Genomic DNA, 22,612 nt, shown 5'->3' on the forward strand with positions numbered 1-22,612 from the left:
GGTGTCGTGGCGGTGTGGGAAGGGGACGAGATGACGGTCGACAGTTGGCGGTTGCGGATCCGGCACCAGACCGGCTTCAGCTACGCCGGGCCGGTCGCCTCGTCGTACAACGAGGCGCGGATGTCGCCGCGCAACGAGGCCCGCCAGGCGGTGCTGGAGGCGCGGGTGGAGGTGTGGCCGTCGGCCCGGACCTACCGGTACGAGGACTACTGGGGGACCGTGGTGACCGCCTTCGACCTGCACGACGCGCACGACTCGTTGCAGGTCACCGCGATTTCCACTGTGGAGACCCTCGGCCCCGGCGACCAGTTGGCGGCGACCGACGGGGTGAGCTGGGCCGACCTGCGCGGGCCGGAGAACACCGACCGCTGGTACGAGCTGCTGCTGCCGACCCCGCGTACCGCGCTGGACGAGGAACTGACCGGGCTGGCCGAGTCCGTCCGGGCCGCCCAGCCGACCCCGCACGCCGCCGCGATGGCGCTCTGCGAGCAGGTCAGGGACGAGGTCGCGTACGCCTCCGGTGCCACCGGGGTGCAGACCGACGCCGTACAGGCCTGGCGGCAGCGTAAGGGCGTCTGCCAGGACATCAGTCACCTGGTGGTCGGGCTGCTGCGCGCCGTCGGCATCCCGGCCCGGTACGTCTCCGGCTACCTGCACCCGGCTCCGGACGCGGCGATCGGGGACGGCGTCGTCGGGCAGAGCCACGCCTGGGTGGAGTGGTGGGTGGGCCGGTGGACGGCCTTCGACCCGACCAACGGGATACCGGTCGGCGAGCGGCACGTGGTGGTCGGCCGGGGCCGGGAGTACGGTGACGTGCCGCCGCTGAAGGGTGTCTACGCGGGGCCGGCCAACACCGGGCAGGGCGTCGAGGTGACCATCACCCGACTGCGCTGACATGGCTGCGCTGACATGGCTGCGCTGACATGGGCTGCGCTGAGACGGGCTGCGCTGAAATGGGCTGCGGCGGTGCGGGCGGCGGGAGTACCGTGGCCGCCATGCGCAGCGCGATGCGGGAGACGACGACGCCGGGTCACCCCGGCGTGCCGCGCTGACGCGTACCGAACTCGTCGACGGCCCCGGGGCGATCCGCTCCGGGGCTTCGTCGTGCGCACCAGATCGGGGCGCCGGGCCCGGGGCGGAGCAGCCACCGGGGCGTACCAGATCTGGGAGCTGACATGCACGACCACCGTAGGCTCGGCCGCGAGCTCGAGCTGTTCCACGCCGACCCGCTCTCCGGCGCCGGCCTGCCGGTCTGGCTGCCGGCCGGCGCCGCCGCCCGGCACGCCGTCGAGTCCTACGTCCGGGAGCTGGAGCGCCGGGCCGGCTACCAGCACGTGTACTCGCCGCCGCTGGGCAAGCGCGAACTCTTCGAAGTCTCCGGGCATCTCGGCTACTTCGCCGACGACATGTTCCCGGTGCTGCGGCTCTCGGCCGACGACGAGTTCGTACTCCGCCCGGCGCTCTGCCCGCACCACGCCCTGGTCTACCGCTCCCGGGGCCGCTCCTACCGGGAGCTGCCGCTGCGCGTCGCCGAACTCGGCGGGATGTACCGGCCGGAGCGTTCCGGGGTGCTCGGCGGGCTGAGCAGGGTACGCGCGATCTCGCTGAACGACGCGCACAACTTCTGCGCACCCGAGCAGGTCGGTGCCGAGGTCGCCGAGGTGCTGGACCTGATCCGGGAGGCACACGCCGCGCTCGGGGTACGCCCGGCGGGTTTCCGGCTGTCGCTGCGCGGACCGGGCGAGAAGTACGTCGGCGACGACGGCGACTGGCGGCGTGCCGAGGAACTGCTCCGCGCGGCGCTGTCCGGCCTGCCGTACGTCGAGGCGCCCGGGGAGGCGGCGTTCTACGGGCCGAAGATCGACATCCAGGTACGGGACGCGGCGGGCCGGGAGTCGACCCTCTCCACCATCCAGCTCGACTTCGACAAGCCGGAGCGGTTCGACCTGACCTACGCCGACGCCCGGGGGCAGCGGGCCCGGCCGGTGATGCTGCACCGCAGCCTGGTCGGCAGCCTGGAGCGGCTCTTCGGGTACCTGATCGAGGTGCACGCCGGTGCCTTTCCGGCCTGGTACGCCCCGGTCCAGCTGCGGGTGCTGCCGGTCGGTGCGGAGCAGGTGGCGGCGGCCGAGGCGTTCCGCCGGGACTGCGTACTCGCCGGGCTGCGGGCGGAACTGGTCACCGAGGGGTCGCTCGGTGCCCGGGTCCGGGACGCCGCCCTTCGCCGGGTCCCGTACGCGGCGGTGCTCGGCGCCCGGGAGGTGGCGGACGGGCGGGTGGCGCTGCGGCTGCGGGACGGCCGGGCGCTCGACCCGATGGCCGCACCGGACGCGCTGGCCCTGGTCGCCGGGGTGGTGGCCAGCCGGTCGGCCGAACTCCTGCCCTGACGCCGCGCCGGCGTGGCTCGCGCTGTGTCAGGCGGGGCCGCAGGCGGGAATGTCCGCGGGGGCGTGGCTCGCGCTGGGTCGGGCGTGGCCGCAGACAGGGACGTCCGCGTCGAGCGTGATACCACCAAGGCATCATGATGCCTTGGTGGTATCACCGTCGAACAGGTATAGCCGCCGGCGCGCTCGACTCAGATATCTTGTCGTTGGAAAGATATGCTGGCCGGTATGAGCGACGGGAGCGCCGCCCCGGGCCGGCCGTACCACCATGGAGATCTGCGGCGGACGTTGCTGGCCGCCGCCGCGACGGCGATCGGCGAGTCCGGCCCGGCCGGGCTCAGCCTGCGCGACCTGGCCCGCCGGGCCGGCGTCTCGCACGCGGCCCCGGCGCACCACTTCGGCGACAAGGCCGGGCTGCTCACCGCGTTCGCCACCGAGGGCTTCGGGCTGCTGGCCGACGCGCTCACCCGGATCCACCAGGAAACCGGCGGCGACCTGCTCGAACTCGGCGTCGGCTACGTCATGTTCGCGGTCCGGCACCGGGCTCACTTCGAGGTGATGTTCCGGCCGGAACTCTTCCACCGCGACGACAGCGGGCTCGTCGCCGCGCAGCAGCGTGCCCGGGGGGCACTGCGGGCCGGGGTGGCCGGACTGCCCGGGTCACCGGCCGGCCCGCAGGCGGCCGAGTCGGAGCTGGCAGCCTGGTCGATCGTGCACGGCTTCGCCACCCTCTGGCTCGGCGGGGCACTCCGGGTCGACCAGATCGGCACCGACCCGGAGGCCGCGGCCCGGCGGGTGATCCGCCGCCTCTTCGCGGTCCCGAGCTGAGCCGCCGCCTCTTCGCGGTCGCCCGGCTGAGCCGCCGGAGCCCGCTCCTCACCAGTTCGTCGGCAGCGGCATCCCCTCGGTGTAGCCGGCCGCACTCTGCACCCCGACCACCGCGTTGGCGTGGAACCCGGCGAGATCGGCCGCCCCGGCGTACGTGCAGGCGCTGCGTACCCCGGCGACGATCTGGTCGATCAGGTCCTCCACGCCCGGCCGCCCCGGATCGAGGTACATCCGCGCGCTGGAGATGCCCTCCTCGAAGACCGCCTTGCGGGCCTGCTCGTAGATGCTGTCCTCGGCCGTGCGCGCACTGACCGCCCGCGCCGACGCCATGCCGAAGCTCTCCTTGTAGCGCCGGCCGTCGGCATCGGTGTAGAGGTCCCCGGGCGACTCGTAGGTGCCGGCGAACCAGGTGCCGATCATCACGTTCGACGCCCCGGCGGCCAGTGCCAGCGCGACGTCGCGCGGGTGGCGTACGCCGCCGTCGGCCCAGACGTGCCGGCCCAGTTCGCGGGCGGCCGCCGCGCAGTCGAGTACCGCCGAGAACTGCGGCCGGCCCACCCCGGTCATCATCCGGGTGGTGCACATCGCCCCCGGCCCCACGCCGACCTTGACGATGTCGGCCCCCGCCTCCACCAGGTCGCGTACCCCCTCGGCGGTGACCACGTTGCCGGCGGCCACCGGCACCGGCGGGTCGAGGCGGTGCACCGCGCGCAGGGCCCGGAGCATCCGCTCCTGGTGGCCGTGCGCCGTGTCGACCACCAGGGTGTCCACCCCGGCCTCGAAGAGGGCGGCGGCCCTGCCGGCGACGTCGCCGTTGATCCCGATCGCCGCCGCGATCCGCAACCGACCCTTGCCGTCGCAGGCCGGCCGGTACAGCGTGGCCCGCAGCGCGCCCTTCCGGGTCAGCACCCCGACCAGCCGGCCCTCGACGTCGACCACCGGGGCGAGCCGGCGGCGCCCCCGGGAGAGCCGCTCGAACCCGGTGCGGGGATCGGCCTCGGCGGGCACGGTGTGCAGCTCCGTCGACATCACGTGCCGCACCTGCGCGAACCGGTCCACCCCGACCGTGTCCGCCTCGGTCACCACGCCGATCGGCCGACCCTCCGGGTCGACCACGACCACCGCGCCGTGCGACCGCTTCGGCAGCAGGTGGATGGCGTCCCCGACGGTGTCGGTCGGGCCGAGGGTGATCGCGGTGTCGTGCACCAGGTGCCGCTGCTTGACCCAGCCGATCACCTCGGTGACGACCTCGATCGGGATGTCCTGCGGCAGTACGGCGAGGCCGCCCCGTCGGGCCACCGTCTCGGCCATCCGCCGGCCCGCCACCGCCGTCATGTTGGCCACCACGATCGGGATCGTGGTGCCGGTGCCGTCGGCGCTGGCCAGGTCGACGTCGAGCCGGGACTCGACGGCCGACCGGACCGGCGCCAGGAAGACGTCGTTGTAGGTCAGGTCCTGCGTGGGCTTTCCGCCGGTGATGAACCGCACCCGGCCATCATGCCCGAGGACGATCGACCCGGCCCGGCGGTCCGCCGTCGAAGGTGAGCAGCGCCGCAGACAGCGCCGGGGACGCCGTGGTGCCGGGGTCGGCGCCGGTGGTCGCGGTCACTGGATGACGCAGATGACGGCACCGGCGGAAAGTACGCCGCCGACCTCGGCGGCCAGCTCGGTCACCACGCCCGCCTTGTGCGCGTGCAGCGGCTGCTCCATCTTCATCGCCTCCATGACGACGACCAGGTCACCCTCGGCGACGGTGTCGCCCTCGGCAACCGCGATCTTGACGACGGTCCCCTGCATCGGGGAGGTCAGCGCGTCGCCACCGGCGGCCCCGCCCCCCGCCCCGGTGCGACCGGCACGCCGGGCCGGTCGCCGGGTGGCGGTTCCGGGGGTGCCGGAGGCGGCCGAGCCGCCGGGGGCGGCAGCCGGCGACGTACCCTGGCCGAAGCCGGCGGGAAGGTTGACCTCCAGCCGCTTGCCGGCCACCTCGACCACGACGGTCTCCCGGGCACCGACCGGCTCGTCCGCCGGAGCGGCGCCGGTGAAGGCCGGCACGGTGTTGTCGAACTCGGTCTCGATCCACCGGGTGTGCACGGTGAACGGTTCGGCGGTGAACGCCGGGTCCCGCACGACGAGCCGGTGGAACGGCAGTGCGGTGGCCATCCCGTCCACCACCATCTCGGCCAGGGCGCGGCGGGCCCGCTCCAGCGCCTCGGTCCGGGTCTCCCCGGTCACGATCAGCTTGGCGAGCAGCGAGTCGAAGTTGCCGCCGATCACGTCCCCGGCGGTGATGCCGGTGTCCACCCGTACGCCCGGGCCGGAGGGGAGCCGCAGCGCGGTGACGGTGCCCGGGGCCGGCAGGAAGTTCCGGCCGGGGTCCTCGCCGTTGATCCGGAACTCGATCGAGTGCCCGCGCGGCACCGGATCCGCGTCGAACCGCAGCTTCTCGCCGGCGGCGATCCGGAACTGCTCCCGGACCAGGTCGATCCCGGCGGTCTCCTCGGTCACCGGATGCTCCACCTGGAGCCGGGTGTTCACCTCCAGGAAGCTGATGGTGCCGTCCGCGCCGACCAGGTATTCCACCGTGCCGGCGCCGTGGTAGTCGGCCTCCCGGCAGATCGCCTTGGCGCTGGCGTGGATCTGTGCCCGCTGCTCGTCGGTAAGGAACGGGGCCGGCGCCTCCTCGACCAGCTTCTGGTGCCGGCGTTGCAGCGAGCAGTCCCGGGTGCCGACCACCACGACGTTGCCGTGCCGGTCGGCCAGCACCTGCGCCTCGACGTGCCGGGGCCGGTCGAGGTAGCGCTCGACGAAGCACTCGCCCCGGCCGAACGCGGCCAGCGCCTCCCGGGTGGCCGACTCGAAGAGGGCCGGGATCTCCTCCGCCGTCCGGGCCACCTTGAGGCCCCGGCCGCCGCCGCCGAACGCCGCCTTGATCGCCACCGGCAGGCCGTGCTCGGCCGCGAAGGCCAGCACCTCGTCCGGGCCGCCGACCGGTTCGGCGGTGCCGGGCACCAGCGGAGCACCGGCCCGCTGCGCGATGTGCCGGGCGGTGACCTTGTCGCCGAGGTCGCGGATCGCCTGCGGCGTCGGCCCGATCCAGGTCAGGCCGGCGTCGATCACCGCCGCCGCGAAGTCCGCGTTCTCGGAGAGAAACCCGTAACCCGGGTGTACGGCGTCCGCCCCCGACCGGGCGGCCACGTCGAGCAGCTTGTCGATCCGCAGGTACGTCTCGGTCGCGGTCTCGCCACCGAGGGCGTACGCCTCGTCGGCGAGACTGGCGTGCAGCGCGTCCCGGTCGGAGTCGGCGTAGACGGCGACGCTGGCCAGGCCGGCGTCCTGGCAGGCGCGGACGACCCGGACCGCGATCTCGCCCCGGTTGGCGATCAGTACCTTGCGCACCCCGCTGCTCCTCCTCGAATCTTCCCGCCCGTCCCGCCACCCGCCGCCGCTTCCGTGGCGGGGGTCGGCAGCACTGGAGTGACCGCCAGGGACGCTGCCAGGGACATTGTCAACGAACCCGACCGGCGCCCCGACGGGCGGGGACCCTCGGCCGGCTCGGCCCGGCTCCGGAACTTCTCGCCGGTCGGCCACGGGACGGCGTTGGTCGATAGTCAATTTTGGTTATTACGCTTCTGGTGTGTCAGCTACCCGAATGATGATTCTCGGCCTGGTCCGCTGGATGCAACCGGTGCACGGCTATGACGTACGTCGCGAGCTGCTGAGCTGGAGCGCGGACAAGTGGGCGAACGTCCAGCCCGGTTCGATCTACCACGCGCTGCGCAAGTTGACCGAGGAGGGGTTGCTGCGCGAGGTGGCCACCGAGCAGGTGGGCGCCCGCCCGGCCCGGATCACGTACGAGATCACGCCGGTCGGCGAGGACGAGTTCCAGAATCTGCTCAGAGGCGTCTGGTGGAACCTCGGCGAGGTGGTCGACCCGTTCTTCGCGGCCTTCTCCTTCCTGCCCGCGCTGCCCCGCGAGGAGGCTTCGGCGGCGCTGCGCAACCGGGCCAGGCTGCTGCGGGCGGTGAACGACAGTCTGCGGGCGGCGATGGAGTCCGGCTGGATGAAGGAGGGCAAGCCGGTGCACGTCTCCTGGATGTGGCAGCTCTCGATCGCCCGGTCCGAGGGGGAGATCGGCTGGTGCGAGCGGATCGCCGACCTGATCGACGCCGGGGTGCCGTACCTGCCGGAGGACTACGCCGAGCAGCCCGCCTGGGCGCAGTTCGCGAAGCTGGCGAACGAGGCGACCGGCTTCGGTGGCGGCACTACGCCGAACCCCGGTGACGCTGGCACGCCGGCCCCCGGTGACGCTGGCACGCCGAGCCCCGGTGACGCTGGCACGCCGAACCCCGGCGGCGCCGGTACGCCGGACGACGCCACCCTCAGGGACGCCGCCGAGCCGCCGCGTGACGCGTAATAATCAACGTTGACTAGATGCGCTATATCGCGTTAGCCTGCCGGAAGCGTTGCGGTGGGCGCCTTCTGGCGTGCCCCGGGGGATGGGCCGGTGGGGATGCCGGTCCGGCTGACCAGGAGCAGGAATGATCGAGACAAAGGGACTGCGGAAGTCGTTCCGTTCCCGGCAGGGCAGAGTGAAGAAGTCGGTCGACGCGGTTCGCGGTGTCGACCTCGTGGTGGCCGAGGGGGAGATTTTCGGCTTCCTCGGCCCGAACGGCGCGGGCAAGACCACCACCCTGCGGATGCTCGCCACACTCATCGAGCCGGACGGCGGCGAAGCCAACATCGCCGGAGTCGACCTGCGGAGCAATCCGGGTGAGGTGCGCCGACGGATCGGCTACGTGGCCCAGGGCGGCAGCACCTGGGACGAGTCGACGGCCCGGGAGGAACTCGTCCTGCACGCCCGGATGTACGGCCTCGGCAAGGCCGAGGCGCAGCAGCGCGCCGTACGGGCCCTGGCGGCGTTCCAGCTCACCGAGTACGCCGACCGCAAGTGCAAGACCTACTCCGGTGGCCAGCGGCGCCGGGTCGACATCGCGCTGGGCATCATCCACCAGCCGAAGATCGTCTTTTTGGACGAGCCGACGACCGGCCTCGACCCGCAGAGCCGGGCGCACATGTGGGACGAGATCCGCCGACTGCGCGCCGAGGGGATGACCGTCTTCATCACCACGCACTACCTGGACGAGGCGGACGCGCTCTGCGACCGGATCGCCATCATGGACCACGGCGAGATAGTCGCCGAGGGGACGCCGGCCGAGCTGAAGCGGGAGATCTCCGGCGACGTGGTGCTGGTCACCATCGAGGGCGCGGCCCAGGAAGCCGCCGGCAAGGTCCTGGAGCCCGAGCCGTACGTCACCAGGCTGGAGAGCACCGACGACGGTGTGCTGCGGCTCTATGTCAACGACGGGTCCCGGGACATGCCGCAGATCCTCCGCGCGCTGGACGCCGCCGGCATCGCGCTCAGTTCGATCGAGCTGCACCGGCCCAGCCTCGACGACGTTTTCCTCACCAAGACCGGCCGCTCGCTGCGCGAGTCCTGACCGCTCGCCGCGCCCGCCGAACAGGAGACCTCCGAATGAAACTCGCCCGCGACACATGGTTGATCTTCCAGCGACAGTTCCTGCTGCTGGTCCGCCAGCCCGTCTGGCTCTTCGTCGGCATCTTCCAGCCGGTGATGTACCTGCTGCTCTTCGCCCCGCTGCTCAAGCCCGCGTTGCAGGCGTCGAGCAACGCGGAGGCGTACCGGATCTTCGTGCCCGGCCTGCTGGTGCTGCTCGCCATCTTCGGCGGGCTGTTCCAGGGCTTCGGTCTGATCGCCGAACTCCGGGCCGGAGTGATCGAACGATCCCGGGTCACCCCGGTCAGCCGGCTCGCCCTGCTGCTCGGCCGCTCCCTGCGGGACGTGGTGTCGCTGATCGCCCAGGCGATCATCATCACCGTGCTGGCGCTCGGCTTCGGGCTCTCGGTCTTCATCGGCGACCTGCTGCTGGCGTACCTGCTGCTGGCCCTGATCGCCCTGATGACCTCGGCCCTGTCGTACGGGATCGCCCTGGTGGTCAAGAGCGAGGACGCCCTGGCGCCGCTGATGAACACGATCGCCCAACCGGTACTGCTACTCTCCGGAATCCTGCTGCCGCTGAGCTTCGCGCCCGGCTGGCTGCAGGGGATCGCCGACTGGAACCCGTTCTCCTGGGCGGTCGACGGGGCGCGGGCGCTCTTCGCCGGTGACCTCGGCAACGACGCCGTCTGGCAGGGGCTGTCGGTGATGGCGGTGATCACGGTGCTCGCGGTGGGCTGGGCCGCGCGCGAGTTCGCCCGCAGCGTCCGCTGACGTCTACTTCCGGGTACGGGGTGGAGCCGGCGTCCGGCCGCTGCACCCCGTACCCGAATCGCCCGTAGCCGGACGTCGGCGCTGATGGTGGTGGCGGTGGTCAGCGACGGCGGGCCAGGGTGAGCCCGTCGGCGATCGGCAGCATCACCAGGTCGACCCGCTCGTCCGTCAACACCGCCTCGTTGAACTCGGCGATCGCCCGGTCGGCCACACTCTCCGGGGCGAGGACCCGACCGCCCCGAAGCACGTTGTCCACCACGAGCAACCCACCGGTACGCATCCTCGGCACCAGCTCGGCCCAGTAGGTCGGGTAGCCCGGCTTGTCGGCGTCGACGAAGGCGAGGTCCAGGTGCGGCTGCGGGGGCAGCGACCGCAGGGTCTCGGCAGCCGGCCCGATCCGCAGCTCGATCCGGTCGGAGACCCCGGCCCGGGACCAGTAGCGGCGGGCGACGGCCGTGTACTCCTCGGAGATGTCGAAGCAGGTCAGCCGGCCGTCGGCGGGCAGCCCCCGGGCGATGGCCAACGACGAGAGCCCGGTGAAGGTGCCGATCTCGACCGCCTGCCGGGCGTCGACCAGCCGGGTCAGGAAGGTGAGCAGCCCGGCCTGCTCCGGAGCGATCTGCATCCCGGCCTCGGCCGGCAGCAGGGAGAGCGTCTCGTCGATCAGCTCCCGGGTCAGGGCGTCCGGCGGAGAGCCGTGCGCCAGGAGGTAGGCGTGCAGGTCATCGGTGAGCAGGATCGACTTCGTCGGCACCGCTCGACGCTATGCCAGGATGCCGCCGGACGGTAGCCGGTTCGTCGATCTGCCGGCGGTTTGTCGATCTGCCGGCGGAGGCTGGATTGTCTTCTTGCTGCGGTAGCTGATTGTCGATCTGCCGGCGGTAGCCGGTCAATCGATGTGTGTCGTAGGACGCTGGTCGGTCTCTCGGGATGCGTCGCCGGACGTCGCCGGGACTGCCTCAGTGGGCCGTCCCGATGGCCGCCCCGGCGTCGCCGGCGGAGGTCGCCGCCCGGCCCGTCCAGAGGTCGGTGATCCGCAAATCGAGCTCGCCGAGCAGGTTACGGAAGAGCGGCAGGGAGAGCCCGATCACGGTACCGGGATCGCCCTCGACCCGGTCGACGAACGGGCCGCCCAGACCGTCGATGGTGAACGCCCCCGCCACCTGCAACGGCTCGCCCGTGGCGACGTAGGCGGCGATCTCGTCGTCGGTGATCTCCGCGAAGTGGACGGCGGTGGCGGCAACCCGGGCCACCTCCCGCCGACCGGACAGGTCGACCAGGCAGTGCCCGGTGTGCAGTACGCCGCTCTTGCCGCGCATTGCCTGCCAGCGGCGGGTCGCCTCCTTGGCGTCGGCCGGCTTGCCGAGAATCTCCCCGTCGAAGGCGAGCACCGAGTCACAACCGAGCACGAGGGTGCGCGGGTCGGCTGGCTCGCTCCCGGTGCTGCCGGCGTTCACGCTGGTGCTCGGGGCGATCCGGTCGGCGACCGTTCGCGCCTTCAACTGGGCCAGTGTGAGGCTCAGCGCCTCCGGGCTGGACGGGTCCACCTGAGACTCGTCGACCCCGCTGACGAGCACGTCCGGTTCGATGCCGGCGGCCTGTAGGAGTTTGCGCCGGGCCGGGCTCGCCGAGGCGAGCACCAGGCGCAGCCGAGGTGTCGTACGCACGCCGGCCAACGCTACCCGGCCGGTCGAAGGTCACCTACGATCGGGCCGCGTGTACGCGTCGCATCCCTCAGGAGCGGTACGGCTGCTGGCGACGCCGGAGCAGGAACACGACCAGCAGCGTGACCAGCAGACCGAGTACGACGAGCGCGACCAGGACACCGATCAGGATCATCGAGCCGACGTTCGACTTCTCCTCCGGTTTCGGGGCTGCGTTACCGGCGGGTGCGGTCTGGGGGGCAGTAGGCGCGGCGCTCGCACTGGGGTTGGCACCGCCTTCCAGTGGAGGTACGTCCGCCGTCAGCGCCTTGACGATGTTGAGTACGCCGTACCCGTACTCCTCGTCCCGGCCCGGCGCACCCTTGTCGTCGGCGGTAGCCGTCAGCCGGTGTACAACCTCCTCCGCCGAGAGGTCCGGATACTTACTTCGTACGAGCGCAGCCGCTCCAGCGACGATGGCAGTGGAGAAAGAGGTTCCGTCGCCACTTTGATATTTTCCGTTGTCTCGGGTGCTACTGATATCTACGCCCGGCGCGGCAATAACGATCTTCGAGCCGGTAACCGAGACGTCTGAATGATTGCCTCTCCGGTCCGTTGCGGAGACCGCAACGACACCTTGATAGGCAGCGGGGAACCCTACTATAAATCCGCCGGAACTGTTGCCCGCTCCGGCGACGACAACTACATCCGCGCGAATCGCAGCCTCTACTGCTTGGCGCAGTCTCGTGGTAGAGCTTGCGGTAGATGAAATGTTTATTACCTCCGCGCCTCTCGCGACGGCCCAGTTTATCCCTTTTGCGATATCGCCTGGGTCGTCGTCTGCGCCTGATGGTGCAACATAGCGGATCGGCAGGATCTTGGCCTTAGGTGCGATGCCTAGGATTCCGCCGTTGTTGGATCTGCCATGGGCGGCGATAATTCCCGCCACAGCCGTTCCGTGTCCATCATTGTCAATGCGGCCGGTGCCCCGTCCCCCGGGAAAGGTGTCAGTTCCAGACAATAAATTGTTGCGTAGGTCGGGGTGAGGGTCGACGCCAGTGTCGACAACTGCGACAGTAACGCCATTGCCCTGAGTGATCTTGTGTGCCTCGGTCGCTCTTAGGTATTGCAGATGCCATTGATTTCTGCGGACTTGATCGGCGTGCGCGGGTGAGGCGGGCGCAACGGCCACGGCCGCAGCACAAAGAAGTGCTGCGGCCGCTCGTGTAGCGCGTCGTGTCACCGGCTAGAGCCAATCGTCGGACCCGGGTCGATGCGGCGATTCTCACGAGTTGGCATCATGACCGGGGCGACTCCCTCGTCAGTTTCCCAAGGATTGTCCGGATCCCAGTGCCGGGCTTCGCCTTCCTTGCCTTGATTGCTAGGTCGCGCGGCCGAGCCCAACCCGTATGCCTGGCCAGTGCCTGCCGGCCGACTTGTTCCAAAAGTAGATCCTCGGCCGGCGCCGGTCGGCGATGGCGCTCCGTTCCCGCCACCAATCACGCCGCCGATGGGGTTGATTCGGCGAGTTCCTACAGGTCCTGAAGCCGGCTGCGTCAGGCCTCCCCCTGGCTTACCGCCGATCATTCCCCCTGGTGGCATAGCTCGGGGAGCCGTTCCCGCGTTAGGGTTAAACCCTGACTTGTTCAGTCCAGTGCTTGGCGGCATCGAAGATGGCGCGGGATAGCCGGACGGTAAACCAGGTGGCTTGCTCCCGGGCGGCCTAACCCCAGGGGGCAATCCCGGGGGGAGCGGAGGCGTAGGCGGGCCAGTGGTGGGTGGTGGCGCCGGGGGGATAACACTCGGCGGTGTCGGCGGCACGGCGGGGGGTGCAATCGGCCCGGTGCCACCGAGGATCGGACCGGCAGAAGGCGCAGTCGTAGTCGGAACGACAGTATGGGTAGCTGGCGTCGGAGTTGGCGGGGGCGTATAGCTGGCGCCGCCACCCGCCGGCATGGGCACGACCGGCGGCAGAACCGGTGGCGCCGAACCGCCCATGATGCTGCTCCCGCCGCTACCGTCCGGCGGTTCCTCTCCAACCCGTTCGCGCCTTTTGTATTCCGGCGGCTTGCGGAGTTGTACCTGGGCGGTGGCGAGTTCGCTGCTCAGGCCGTACATGATGTGGCGGGCGCGCCAGTTCAGGTCTTCGAGGTCGGACTGGGTCGTCGGCTGCTGCCCGGCAGGCGGGCGGCCGTTGTTCGCCTGAAGAGCCGCGTCGTACTGCTGCTTGGCCTGCTCTTTCGCGACGTACTGCCGGTGGAGGTCCTCAAGGTTCCTGCGGGACTCCCAGATTGCCTGGGTCACCCCGCTCAGAGTCTGCTGGTTGGCGGCGGCCGTGTCGTAGACGCCCTGCACTGTCTCGATGAGGTAGTCGAGACGCGCGACGTATGCCCTCGAAGCCTCGCTCTTCTCCGGCGGCCACGCCTCGATCAGGTTGTCCCGGTACAGCTTCATCCGAGCCAGATGGAGCGAGCTGAGTTCAGACGTCTTGCGCCAGCCGCTGACGTGCTGCCAGTGCGTGTCCGTCTGCTGGTTGGCCAGCAGTTCCCAAATCTGGTTGACGTTGTGCGAGGTCCAGTTGGTCGTACCGGAGATCTGGCCGCTCCGCCCGCCTCCGTCATCAAGCATTGGGGCTCCCCGTGTTCTCCGTGCTGCCCGGCGGCGTGGTCCCGGGCTGCGACCCGGGCGGCGGCGGTGCCGCTGCACCGGTCTCATCAAGTGCGTTCTCGACGTCGCTGACCCGAGCGCGCGAGAACGCGTCGGCCTGGCCGTAGTTCTTACTGACCTTCTCGGCGGCAACGGCCAAGCCTCCGGTGCCGTTGCCTACGTCCCAGACCAGGTTGGAGGTGTCCTGTTGCACGTTTCGGTGCGCATCGAAGAAGGACACCAACTCGGCGAAGCCGGCGTGCGGGTCGGGCATGTTGGGCAGGATGTCTGCCTGGACCTCTTCCATGTGCGGGACGTAGTTCTTCTGGACCTCGGCCAGCAGTTGCTGGGCGAACTCTTCCATCCGCTGGATGTCGGCTTCGATGGCACCGCCGTAGTCGCGCAGCCACGCAGGGCCAAGGTCTTCCTCTGGTATCACGTCTTCTCCCCAGGTGCTACGTACTGCCCCATACCAGGTTAGTGGGTACGAGCCCGTGCGGGCAGCCCCGTCGGGCACCCATCGGGCGGACCGGAGCAGGGTCAGTGCGGAAGGCCGGAGATCCGCCAGGCGTCACGGCTGTTCCGAGCCGGCATGCCGGACGGGGAAACGGTACCGGGGCGACTCAGCCGCGCCCAGGTCGACACTGCGCTGGGGCGGACCGATGTGGTCGGTCGCGGACGGAGGAAGATCGCCCCGACCAGGGCGGCCAACTCTTCCGGAGTGGGGGTACCTCGGACCACCCGGAACAGCGGTTCTTCGTCAGCCATGGCATCGAGGGTACGTCCTCGACCGATTGGTGAGCGTCTCAGATAGGCGTGCCGCGGGTGTGACTCTTGTTGCCGTTGGGTACCGTCCACGGGTGTCTAGTGCGCCTCCGCAACTCATCGCTGACCGGTACCGACTTGTCGAGCCGCTCGGCCAGGGCGGGATGGGTCGGGTCTGGAAGGCGCGCGACGAGGTGCTGCACCGGGACGTCGCGATCAAGGAACTCGTACCGCCGCCGGGGCTGACCGAGGACGAGCGCCGGGAGATGCGCGAACGCTCGCTCCGGGAGGCGCGGGCGATCGCCCGGCTCAACCACGCGAACGTTGTCCGGGTCTTCGACGTACTCCGCACCGACGGTGATCCGTGGATCGTGATGGAGTACGTTCCGTCGCGGTCGTTGCAGGACGTACTCGCCAGTGACGGGCCGGTGTCGCCGACCCGGGCCGCCGAGATCGGTCTCGGAGTGCTCGGCGCGTTGAAGTCCGCGCACCGGGCCGGCGTGATGCACCGGGACGTGAAGCCCGGCAACGTGCTGCTCGGCGACGAGGGTCGGGTGGTACTGACCGACTTCGGGCTGGCAACCGTGCCAGGGGACCCGAACGTGACCCGCACCGGTCTGGTGCTGGGGTCGCCCGCGTACATCGCGCCGGAGCGGGCCCGGGACGGCACCGCCGGGCCGGAGGGTGACCTGTGGTCGCTCGGCGCGACGCTCTACGCCGCTGTCGAGGGGCAGTCGCCGTTCGCCCGGCCGTCCGCGATCGCGACGTTGGCGGCCCTGGCCACCGAACCGCCACCGGCGTCGCGCCGGGCCGGCCCGCTCAAGGCGGTGCTCTCCGGCCTGTTGCAGAAGGACCCCACGAACAGGATCAACGCCGAGGTCGCGGAGCGGCTGCTCCGGCGCGCGGCAGGCCGGCGCCGTAGCCCAGGAATCTCACTGCTGGACGGGGTACGCCGGCCAGGGCCGCATGGCCCGCGTGGACCTGGCGAACCGCGTACCCGGATCGTGCCGTTGCCGGCGCCCAGACCGGCCCCGGCCGCGGCGTCGCCCCCGCCGCCCGCCGCCCCGGCGGTGCCGCCGGCCGCCGAGACGACCAGGTTGCCGGCCGGCCCGCCGCCGGCCGAGACCACCAAGCTGCCGGCGCCGTCGACCGGGGCGGCCGTCGCTGGTGGGGCCGCGGCTGGTGAGACCACCAAGCTGTCGGCCGGCGAGACGACCAAGCTGCCGGCCGGCGAGACGACCAAGCTGCCCACGTCGGCGTCCGAGCCTGCACAGCCGGCCGAGGATGCGCAGTCGACCGAGCGTGAGCCGGCGGCGGACGAGGCGAAGGAACCCGAGGCGACGACGGCCGAAGCCGAGGTACCGGAGAAGTCCGCCAAGTCAGACAGCGTCCGGCCGCCCGCCGAGCCGACGGTCGTCGTCGTGCCGGGCGAGTCGGAAGACGCGGCAGCCGAGGCCATCGACGCCGAACAGGCGGACAAGACTGAGGCCGCTGGCGGGGCCGGCGCGACTGGCGGGGCCGACACGGCCGGCGAGGCCGACGCGGCCGACAAGGTCGACGGTGCGGGCAAGGCCGAACAGGCGGAAACGCTTGGCGGAACTGGCAAGGCGGACGAGGCCGGAAAGGTCGACAACACCGACGCGGACGGGGTGCGGGCGGATCCGGCGCCGACGGCTGTCCAGCCGAGGGCCGACGCCGCCCCGGCGGATCAGTCGGCGCCCGCGCAACCGGCGGGCCGGGCGGCGGTCCCGGCCGGACGGGTCGACGGGTACGACGACGACCAGGGTGACCGGCGCGGTCCGCTGGCTGCCGTGGCGGCCGGCAACGGCCGGGTGTGGCTGCTCGGCGGGCTGGTGGCGCTGCTTCTGCTCGCGCTCGTCGTGATCGTGCCACTGGTCCGCGAGGGCGGGTCGGACGAGGAGCGGAAGGGGCCGGCTCCCGGTTCCGCGCCGACGAGCCAACCTGCGGGTACGCCGTCCGCGGACGCCACCAGCGCGCCGCCGGAGCCCACGCCGGAGGCGACCACCGCCCAGCCGGCGCAGCCGCCGGCGACGCCGACTGGCCAGTCCACTCCGCAGCTGCCGTCCGGCTGGAAGATCCATCGGGACCCGACCGGGTTCTCCGTACCTGTGCCGAACGGGTGGACGGTCAGTCGGGAAGGGCCGCGGGTGAAGTTCAACGACCCGGACAGCCGCCGCTTCCTGATGATCGACCAGACGAACAATCCTCGGCCCGATCCCGTCGCGGACTGGCGGGAACAGGAGCGGGCCCGCCGGGGCAACTACCGGAACTACGACCTGGTGAAGATCGAGGCCGTCGACTACTGGCTGAAGGCCGCCGACTGGGAGTGGCTGCACGACGAGGACGGGGTACGGATGCACGTCCGCAACCGGGGCTTCGTCACGAGCAGCAAGAAGGCGTACGCGATCCGTTGGGACACCGAGGCGGCCGACTGGGACCGGGAACTCGCCACGTTCAAGATCATTGCGGACGGATTCCGGCCCGCGAAGAGTTGACAGGCATGACCTCAGCTCCGTCGGGGTAGTGATGATCTCGTCGGAAGGAGGTACGACTGATGCGTTCCCGACATCATGCGAAGAAGCCCAGCATCGCCCTGTGGATGCTGGTCGCGATCGGCGACCTCGCCCTGCTGGTGGCTAGTGCCGGAATGGTCGTGCTGATCGCGCTCGCCAGTGTCGTCACCGTGGCCGTTGCCACGGTCGGCGCCTGGTTCCTGCTGCGGCGAGGCGTACTGAACCGGGCTGTGGTGCCGGCCCGGGTGGCCGTACCGGCGACGGCTCGGGCGCGGGCTGGTTCTGTGGGTCAGCTCCGCTAGCCTCGGCGCAACTCGGGGCAACGACGCCAACCCGAGGCGACGACGATAGCGGCAGCCGGATCAGTTATCGACCGGAAGGTGATGACAGGTCCCGCTGCCGCTAACTCGTCTCAGGGGCCGGGCCAGCGGGGGTTCAGCCGCCGGGCCACCTCGGCGATGTCGTGCCGAGACCAGTTGCCGAGCACGGCGGAGCTGCGTGCGCAGTACGGCGTCTCCATCACCGTCGTGCGTGGGGCGGTGAACTGGCTCAAGGCGAAGGGCCTCGTGCAGGGCCACCCCGGGCTGGGCGTCTTCGTCGTCGAAAGCGAAGAGTGAAGGCCCCCGCTGGGCTGCGGGGACGTGAGCTAGGCTCGCTCGGATGTCAGTGGACGGCGTGACAGATCTCTGGGACAGGCTCTTCGGGGCACAGCCGGACCCACCCCCGCTGCTGGTCCTGGTCACCGGGCTGGTCGCCTTGGCCGTGGTGCTCACCCGGGTGCCCTGGCGGGTCGGGCGCAACGCCATCACCATCGCGCACGAGGGCGGGCACGCGCTCGCGGCCGTACTCACCGGACGCCGTCTCCAGGGCATCCGGCTGCACTCGGACACCTCTGGCCTGACCCTTTCGGCGGGCCGGCCGACCGGCCCCGGGATGATTTTCACCCTGCTGGTCGGCTATCTGGCGCCCTCGCTGGTCGGGTTGGCCGGTGCCTGGGTACTCGGCGGGAACCGGATCACCCTGCTGCTCTGGGTCGCGGTCGCCCTGCTGCTCGCCATGCTCGTGATGATCCGCAACGTCTTCGGCATCATCTCGATCGTGGTCACCACCGGAGTCGTGCTCGGGGTCTCCGTGATGGCGTCACCGCAGGTGCAGGCCGCGTTCGCGTACACCGGGGTGTGGTTCCTGCTGCTCGGCGGCGTACGGCCGGTCGGCGAACTCCAGACCCAACGCCGGCGGGGTCAACTGCCGCAGTCGGACGCGGACCAGCTCGCCTGGCTGACCCGGGTACCCGGGCTGGTCTGGGTCGGGGTCTTCGGTGCGGTCAACCTGATCGCACTGCTGGCCGGCGCCGCCCTGCTCACCGGCCCGATACTGAACTCCGCCGACCTGCCGTTCTGACCGACGGGGCCGACGGGGAAACCGGGACCAGGCGACGACGGCGACGACGACGGCGACGGGCGGCGAGGGAAGCGGGGACGGATGCGTTACGTGATCATCGGTGCCGGTGCGGTCGGCGGGACCATCGGCGTACGGCTGGGCGAGGCCGGCCTGCACGTGACCCTGGTGGCCCGCGGTGCACACCTGGCCGCGATCCGGGCGCACGGGCTGGCTCTGGACACCCCGGACGGCGGGTACGTCGGCCGGCTCCCCGCCGTCGGTGATCCCGCGTCAGCCGACTCCGGCATCGCCGACCTGCTGCTGACTCCGGACACCGTGCTGGTGTTGACGGTGAAGTCCCAGGACACCGAGGCGGCACTGCGCGGCTGGGCGGACCTGCCCGTCCGGGGCGGCGGTACGGCAGCCGAGCGGCTGCCGCTGCTGACCGCGCAGAACGGGGTGGCGAACGAACGCGCCGCCGCCCGGATCTTCGAGCGCGTCTATCCGGTCTGTGTCTGGATGCCGGCGACCCATCTGGAACCGGGCCGGGTGGTGGCCAGCGGGCACCCGTACTCGGGAATGCTGCACCTCGGCGCCTTTCCGCACGGATCCGACGACCTCGCGCACGAGGTCAGCGCCGACCTGACGGCGGCCCGGCTGCTCGCCCCGGTACGCGACGACGTGATGCGCTGGAAGTACGGCAAGCTGCTGCGCAACCTCGGCAACGGCGTACAGGCGCTCTTCGGTCTCGGCGACGGTGGGGCGGGCGGGTCCGGGAACGGCCGGGTGGCCGAACTGCTCTCGGCGGTGGTCGCCGAGGGCGAGGCGGTGCTGGACGCGGCCGGGATCGGGTACACCTCGCGGCCGGAGGAGGCCGCCGAGCGGGGCGACCGGGTGGAATCGGCGCCGGTCGCCGGGCAGCCCCGGCAGGGCAGCTCGACCTGGCAGAGCCTGGCCCGGAACGCCGGTTCGGTGGAGACGGACTATCTCAACGGCGAGATCGTGCTGCTCGGCCGGCTGCACGGGGTGCCGACTCCGGCCAACGCGGCGGTGCAGCGGGCGATGCGCCGGGCGGTACGCGAACGCATCCCGGCCGGAGAGTTCCCGGTCGCGGAGCTGACCGCCCGGCAACCGCAGCCGTGAGCGGCTTCGGCCGGTAGGTGGTCCGGGCTGAAAGTACGGTCCCGGCTGGAAGACGGCCCCGGCGGCCACTGGGGTCTGCCGGGCCTGCTAACGGACGCTGTCGAGGAAGCCACGCTGGAGAGCCAGCCACTCGTCCGGCCGCTCGACGAACGGCAGGTGGCCGGTCGCGATCTCCGCGTACCGTGCGCCGGGGATCGCGTCGGCGAGTTGCCGGTGCAGGTAGGGCGTGACCAGGCTGTCGCGGGTTGTCGAGATCACCAGCGTCGGTACCGTGATTCCGGCGAGTTCGTCGAGCACGTCGATCCGGTCGAGCAGGTCGAGGTGGTCGAGGGTGCCGGGTGAGGTGGCGGCGGCCGTGGCGGACAGCGAGGCGTCGAGGTCGCTCTGGGCGAGCGTGTCGAGCGCGGGTGCGCCGACGGCGAGCAGCGAGAGATATCCGGCGAGCCGGTCGATCTCACCTGCGGCCAGCAGCTCGCGCCAGAGCCGTACGGCGAGCCGGAACCGCGGATTCGGCCGGGCGAAGCCGGCGGTGAGGGTGAGCGCCGTGACGCGTTCGGGGTGCCGGGTGGTGGCGCGGACGGCGAGCGCGGTGCCCATCGAGAAGCCGGCGACCGCGAAGGCGTCGAGTCCTTCCTCGACGGCGGCGGTGACGAGGTCGTCCGCCAGCCGGTCGAGGTCGAGAGACTCGGGTGAGCGCGGGGTGTGTCCCGCTCCGGGAAGGTCGGGGCCGACTACCGTGTGGACCTCGGCCAGGCCGTCCAGGACCGGCCCGAAGTTGGCCTGGATGCTGCCACCGGCACCGTGCGCGAGCAGCAGGCCGGGTCCGGAACCGCGCACGACGCGCGCGAGCGGTGGTGCGGAGCGAAGTGGTGCCGACATGGCCCGAGTTCCTTCCGGTAGCAGGCGTACGGACTGGCGAGGGCCTCCCGGCCCTCGTCGACGGGTCGGAACCGCGACCCGTTCGGTAGCGAAGTTAGACTCTGACACTGATGTCAGGGTCAATGCGGCGAGGTAGGGCTCACAGCGGAGGTGCGGTTGCCATGCGCATCGGGGAGATGGTCCGGCGGACCGGGGTGAGCGAACGGCTACTGCGCTACTACGAGCAGCAGGGACTGCTCGTACCTCGCCGTCTGCCGAGCGGCTACCGGGTCTACGCCGAAGCGGACGTCGAGACGGTACGGCGGATCCGTCGGCTGCTCGCCGCCGGACTCAACACCGCCACGATCGCCCAGATCCTGCCCTGCGTACGCGGGGACGACCAGCACCTCGTCCCGGTCTGCCCCGACCTGGTCGACCAGCTCCGGCGGGAGCGCGACCGGATGACGGTGGCGATCGACGAGCTGCGGGCGTCCCGGAGCATTCTCGACACCGTGATCGCGGCGGGCCCGTCCAGCGGCGACTGATCGGCGGACCGACCGGGGAGTGGATTCGACGATTCCAGGGGACGGCGGCAACCGCACCCCGGTGCCCAGGCGTGATTGCTATGTCCGCCAGGGGAGGTGCAGGTGCCCGACGTCGACGAGGTTGACGACTTCGACGAGTTCTACCGGGGGAGCCGGCAACGGCTGCTCGGGTACGTCTATCTGTTGACCGGTGACCTGTCCGAGGCCCAGGACGCGGTGCAGGAGGCGTACATCCGGGCGTGGCAGCGCTGGTCGGCGGTGCGCGGGTACACCGATCCGGAAGCCTGGGTGCGGGTGGTGGCGGTGCGGGTGGCGATCAGTCGCTGGCGCAGCCTGCGCAGCCGGGCCCGGGCTTACCTGCGACACGGGGTGCTGGCCGACACCCCGGCACCGGGTACCGAGACGGTGGAGGTGGTGGCCGCGCTGCGCCGGCTGCCGGAGGAGCAACGTACCGCCATCGCCCTGTACTACCTGCTCGGCATGCCGGTCGCCGAGGTGGCCCGGGAGACCGGTGCGCCCGTCGGCACCGTGAAGGCAAGGCTCGCCCGGGGCCGGGCCGCGCTGGCCGGGCTGTTGACGGTCACAGATCTGGAGGGGGCCACCGATGCCTGATCAGCTGCCCGGCGGGGTTCCGACGAGCTCCCCGACCGGGGCGGGACTGGCCGAGCAGGTCGGCCGGGAGACCGCCGCGGTGTGCTGGCTCGCGCCTGCGGAGATCCGGGCCCGGGGCCGGCGCCGCAACCGGATCCGGTCGGTGGTCGGGACTGTCGCCGTGGTCGCCGTGGTCGCGATCGGCTCGATCGTGACCGTCGGGCGGTACGGTCCGCTGCCGTCGCCGGTCGCGGCACCGCAGCCGGCCGGCTCTCCGACTCCGGCACCGTCGCCGCCGGACCGGGTCGAGATCCCGCTGTCGGCGCTGCTGCAACCGGAGGAGGTCGGGCCGGGACTGGTGGTCGACCGGGTGGAGGTACGGCCGGACGAGGCGGTGCAGGTGATGGATCCGACCGTGCCGCTCAGCTGCTCCGGATACGCCACCCGCACCCGTTACGTCGGGCTGGCCCTGATGACCCGTCGGCACACCGTGCAGCAGCCGCCGACCGTGCCCGGTGACCCGCTCAGCGGGGCCGCGGTCGTACACGAGGAGGTTTTCCGGCTCGTTCCCGAGGCGGCCCGGCAGGTCTTCGCGGACGCCCGGGCCGTCCCCGACCTCTGCGCCGAGTACGTCTCGGCGGGCGCGATCGAGATCGACGGCGAGCGGCTGGCGGTGGCCGCGGTGCACCGCTGGCGGGTGCTGGCCGAGGGCTTCGCCGGGGACGAGTCGGTGCTGCTGGACTGGCAGACGACGATCCGCCGGCAGGACGACTCGACGGTGGTGGACGGTCCGGCCAATCGGCTGGTCGGGGTGGTCCGGGTCGCCGACCTGGTCGCCAGGGTGGACCGGGCCGACGAGGCGGCGGATCCGGAGCGGGGCCGGGCGCTGCTCCGGGCCGCCGCCGCCCGGCTCTGCACGGCCGCCAACCCGCGCTGCTGAGCCCGCGCGGGCGAGGCCGGTACCTGGCGAGCCCCGCGCCGGCGAGGCCGGTACCTGGCGCGGCCC

The 22,612-nt window shown here is 71.5% G+C and carries 21 protein-coding genes and 1 pseudogene; 14 read left to right on the top strand and 8 right to left on the bottom strand.

Annotated elements, in window-relative coordinates:
- Nucleotides 1–30: 30 nt before the first annotated feature.
- From ACN28A_RS18800 to ACN28A_RS18810, 3 genes are all read left to right on the top strand, one after another.
- Nucleotides 31–894 carry a transglutaminase family protein gene (locus tag ACN28A_RS18800; RefSeq protein WP_421396833.1) on the top strand — a complete coding sequence of 288 codons (864 nt, stop codon included), beginning with the start codon at nt 31–33 and terminating at the stop codon, nt 892–894.
- A gap of 281 nt (nt 895–1,175) precedes the next feature.
- Nucleotides 1,176–2,387 carry a threonine--tRNA ligase gene (gene thrS, locus ACN28A_RS18805; RefSeq protein ID WP_421396834.1) on the top strand — a complete coding sequence of 404 codons (1,212 nt, stop codon included), beginning with the start codon at nt 1,176–1,178 and terminating at the stop codon, nt 2,385–2,387.
- A 225-nt stretch (nt 2,388–2,612) separates the two neighbouring features.
- Entirely contained in the window at nt 2,613–3,212 is a 600-nt protein-coding gene (locus ACN28A_RS18810; RefSeq protein WP_421396835.1) for a TetR/AcrR family transcriptional regulator, read from the top strand.
- Between the two features lie 48 nt (nt 3,213–3,260).
- Here ACN28A_RS18810 and ACN28A_RS18815 read toward each other — a convergent pair whose 3' ends face one another.
- Both ACN28A_RS18815 and ACN28A_RS18820 read right to left on the bottom strand, forming a co-directional pair.
- Nucleotides 3,261–4,700, bottom strand: a complete 1,440-nt coding sequence (locus tag ACN28A_RS18815; protein ID WP_421396836.1) for a GuaB1 family IMP dehydrogenase-related protein — start codon at nt 4,698–4,700, stop codon at nt 3,261–3,263.
- Nucleotides 4,701–4,817: 117 nt separating this feature from the next.
- The gene (locus tag ACN28A_RS18820; RefSeq protein WP_421396837.1) at nt 4,818–6,608 is read right to left on the bottom strand and encodes an acetyl/propionyl/methylcrotonyl-CoA carboxylase subunit alpha; all 1,791 of its coding nucleotides are present in this window, start codon (nt 6,606–6,608) and stop codon (nt 4,818–4,820) included.
- A 238-nt stretch (nt 6,609–6,846) separates the two neighbouring features.
- On the opposite strand from ACN28A_RS18820, the gene ACN28A_RS18825 reads away from it, so the two are divergent.
- The 3 genes from ACN28A_RS18825 (at nt 6,847) to ACN28A_RS18835 (ending at nt 9,501) form a co-directional block, all read left to right on the top strand.
- Nucleotides 6,847–7,626 (top strand): PadR family transcriptional regulator, encoded by a 780-nt coding sequence (locus ACN28A_RS18825; protein ID WP_421396838.1) that lies wholly within the window; start codon nt 6,847–6,849, stop codon nt 7,624–7,626.
- Nucleotides 7,627–7,750: 124 nt separating this feature from the next.
- Nucleotides 7,751–8,710, top strand: coding sequence for an ATP-binding cassette domain-containing protein (locus tag ACN28A_RS18830; protein WP_421396839.1), 960 nt, complete (start codon nt 7,751–7,753; stop codon nt 8,708–8,710).
- Nucleotides 8,711–8,745: 35 nt separating this feature from the next.
- Nucleotides 8,746–9,501 (top strand): ABC transporter permease, encoded by a 756-nt coding sequence (locus ACN28A_RS18835; RefSeq protein WP_421396840.1) that lies wholly within the window; start codon nt 8,746–8,748, stop codon nt 9,499–9,501.
- A gap of 100 nt (nt 9,502–9,601) precedes the next feature.
- Here ACN28A_RS18835 and ACN28A_RS18840 read toward each other — a convergent pair whose 3' ends face one another.
- The 5 genes from ACN28A_RS18840 to ACN28A_RS18860 all read right to left on the bottom strand — a co-directional run bounded on the left by ACN28A_RS18840 (nt 9,602) and on the right by ACN28A_RS18860 (nt 14,558).
- Complete coding sequence (locus ACN28A_RS18840) at nt 9,602–10,255, bottom strand: O-methyltransferase (RefSeq protein ID WP_421396841.1); 654 nt, start codon at nt 10,253–10,255, stop codon at nt 9,602–9,604.
- A gap of 205 nt (nt 10,256–10,460) precedes the next feature.
- The gene (locus tag ACN28A_RS18845) at nt 10,461–11,168 is read right to left on the bottom strand and encodes a Maf family protein (RefSeq protein WP_421396842.1); all 708 of its coding nucleotides are present in this window, start codon (nt 11,166–11,168) and stop codon (nt 10,461–10,463) included.
- Between the two features lie 67 nt (nt 11,169–11,235).
- A complete protein-coding gene (gene mycP / locus ACN28A_RS18850; protein WP_421396843.1) occupies nt 11,236–12,387 on the bottom strand; it encodes a type VII secretion-associated serine protease mycosin in 1,152 nt (383 codons plus the stop codon).
- Nucleotides 12,388–13,764: 1,377 nt separating this feature from the next.
- Nucleotides 13,765–14,229: a hypothetical protein gene (locus ACN28A_RS18855; protein ID WP_421396844.1), complete on the bottom strand. Its 465-nt coding sequence runs from the start codon at nt 14,227–14,229 to the stop codon at nt 13,765–13,767.
- 101 nt (nt 14,230–14,330) lie between these two features.
- Nucleotides 14,331–14,558: an acyl-CoA carboxylase subunit epsilon gene (locus ACN28A_RS18860; RefSeq protein ID WP_421396845.1), complete on the bottom strand. Its 228-nt coding sequence runs from the start codon at nt 14,556–14,558 to the stop codon at nt 14,331–14,333.
- A 92-nt stretch (nt 14,559–14,650) separates the two neighbouring features.
- Here ACN28A_RS18860 and ACN28A_RS18865 point away from each other — a divergent pair.
- The 5 genes and pseudogenes from ACN28A_RS18865 to ACN28A_RS18885 form a co-directional block, all read left to right on the top strand.
- Nucleotides 14,651–15,643 (top strand): annotated as a pseudogene (locus tag ACN28A_RS18865) (serine/threonine-protein kinase); the annotation flags it as partial.
- A 1,487-nt stretch (nt 15,644–17,130) separates the two neighbouring features.
- Entirely contained in the window at nt 17,131–17,391 is a 261-nt protein-coding gene (locus ACN28A_RS18870) for a hypothetical protein (RefSeq protein ID WP_421396846.1), read from the top strand.
- A 156-nt stretch (nt 17,392–17,547) separates the two neighbouring features.
- Nucleotides 17,548–17,706 carry a GntR family transcriptional regulator gene (locus ACN28A_RS18875; RefSeq protein WP_421396847.1) on the top strand — a complete coding sequence of 53 codons (159 nt, stop codon included), beginning with the start codon at nt 17,548–17,550 and terminating at the stop codon, nt 17,704–17,706.
- 43 nt (nt 17,707–17,749) lie between these two features.
- A complete protein-coding gene (locus ACN28A_RS18880; RefSeq protein ID WP_421396848.1) occupies nt 17,750–18,490 on the top strand; it encodes a M50 family metallopeptidase in 741 nt (246 codons plus the stop codon).
- Nucleotides 18,491–18,571: 81 nt separating this feature from the next.
- Nucleotides 18,572–19,612: a ketopantoate reductase family protein gene (locus ACN28A_RS18885; protein ID WP_421396849.1), complete on the top strand. Its 1,041-nt coding sequence runs from the start codon at nt 18,572–18,574 to the stop codon at nt 19,610–19,612.
- Nucleotides 19,613–19,699: 87 nt separating this feature from the next.
- Here ACN28A_RS18885 and ACN28A_RS18890 read toward each other — a convergent pair whose 3' ends face one another.
- Entirely contained in the window at nt 19,700–20,491 is a 792-nt protein-coding gene (locus ACN28A_RS18890) for an alpha/beta fold hydrolase (RefSeq protein ID WP_421396850.1), read from the bottom strand.
- A gap of 161 nt (nt 20,492–20,652) precedes the next feature.
- On the opposite strand from ACN28A_RS18890, the gene ACN28A_RS18895 reads away from it, so the two are divergent.
- The 3 genes from ACN28A_RS18895 to ACN28A_RS18905 all read left to right on the top strand — a co-directional run bounded on the left by ACN28A_RS18895 (nt 20,653) and on the right by ACN28A_RS18905 (nt 22,546).
- The gene (locus tag ACN28A_RS18895; protein WP_421396851.1) at nt 20,653–21,015 is read left to right on the top strand and encodes a MerR family transcriptional regulator; all 363 of its coding nucleotides are present in this window, start codon (nt 20,653–20,655) and stop codon (nt 21,013–21,015) included.
- A gap of 102 nt (nt 21,016–21,117) precedes the next feature.
- A complete protein-coding gene (locus ACN28A_RS18900; RefSeq protein ID WP_421396852.1) occupies nt 21,118–21,627 on the top strand; it encodes a SigE family RNA polymerase sigma factor in 510 nt (169 codons plus the stop codon).
- Nucleotides 21,620–22,546 (top strand): hypothetical protein, encoded by a 927-nt coding sequence (locus ACN28A_RS18905; RefSeq protein ID WP_421396853.1) that lies wholly within the window; start codon nt 21,620–21,622, stop codon nt 22,544–22,546. The genes ACN28A_RS18900 and ACN28A_RS18905 overlap by 8 nt, the downstream gene beginning before the upstream one ends.
- Nucleotides 22,547–22,612: the final 66 nt, after the last annotated feature.

The sequence above is a fragment of the Plantactinospora sp. WMMB782 genome, assembly GCF_049179135.1.
GTDB lineage: Bacteria > Actinomycetota > Actinomycetes > Mycobacteriales > Micromonosporaceae > Plantactinospora.

Coding starts and splice junctions, on each gene's coding strand:
- ACN28A_RS18800 (WP_421396833.1), top strand. CDS start 31: ATGACGGTCGACAGTTGGCGGTTGCGGATCCGGCACCAGACCGGCTTC.
- thrS (WP_421396834.1), top strand. CDS start 1,176: ATGCACGACCACCGTAGGCTCGGCCGCGAGCTCGAGCTGTTCCACGCC.
- ACN28A_RS18810 (WP_421396835.1), top strand. CDS start 2,613: ATGAGCGACGGGAGCGCCGCCCCGGGCCGGCCGTACCACCATGGAGAT.
- ACN28A_RS18830 (WP_421396839.1), top strand. CDS start 7,751: ATGATCGAGACAAAGGGACTGCGGAAGTCGTTCCGTTCCCGGCAGGGC.
- ACN28A_RS18835 (WP_421396840.1), top strand. CDS start 8,746: ATGAAACTCGCCCGCGACACATGGTTGATCTTCCAGCGACAGTTCCTG.
- ACN28A_RS18860 (WP_421396845.1), bottom strand. CDS start 14,558: ATGGCTGACGAAGAACCGCTGTTCCGGGTGGTCCGAGGTACCCCCACT.
- ACN28A_RS18870 (WP_421396846.1), top strand. CDS start 17,131: ATGCGTTCCCGACATCATGCGAAGAAGCCCAGCATCGCCCTGTGGATG.
- ACN28A_RS18875 (WP_421396847.1), top strand. CDS start 17,548: ATGTCGTGCCGAGACCAGTTGCCGAGCACGGCGGAGCTGCGTGCGCAG.
- ACN28A_RS18880 (WP_421396848.1), top strand. CDS start 17,750: ATGTCAGTGGACGGCGTGACAGATCTCTGGGACAGGCTCTTCGGGGCA.
- ACN28A_RS18885 (WP_421396849.1), top strand. CDS start 18,572: ATGCGTTACGTGATCATCGGTGCCGGTGCGGTCGGCGGGACCATCGGC.
- ACN28A_RS18890 (WP_421396850.1), bottom strand. CDS start 20,491: ATGTCGGCACCACTTCGCTCCGCACCACCGCTCGCGCGCGTCGTGCGC.
- ACN28A_RS18895 (WP_421396851.1), top strand. CDS start 20,653: ATGCGCATCGGGGAGATGGTCCGGCGGACCGGGGTGAGCGAACGGCTA.
- ACN28A_RS18905 (WP_421396853.1), top strand. CDS start 21,620: ATGCCTGATCAGCTGCCCGGCGGGGTTCCGACGAGCTCCCCGACCGGG.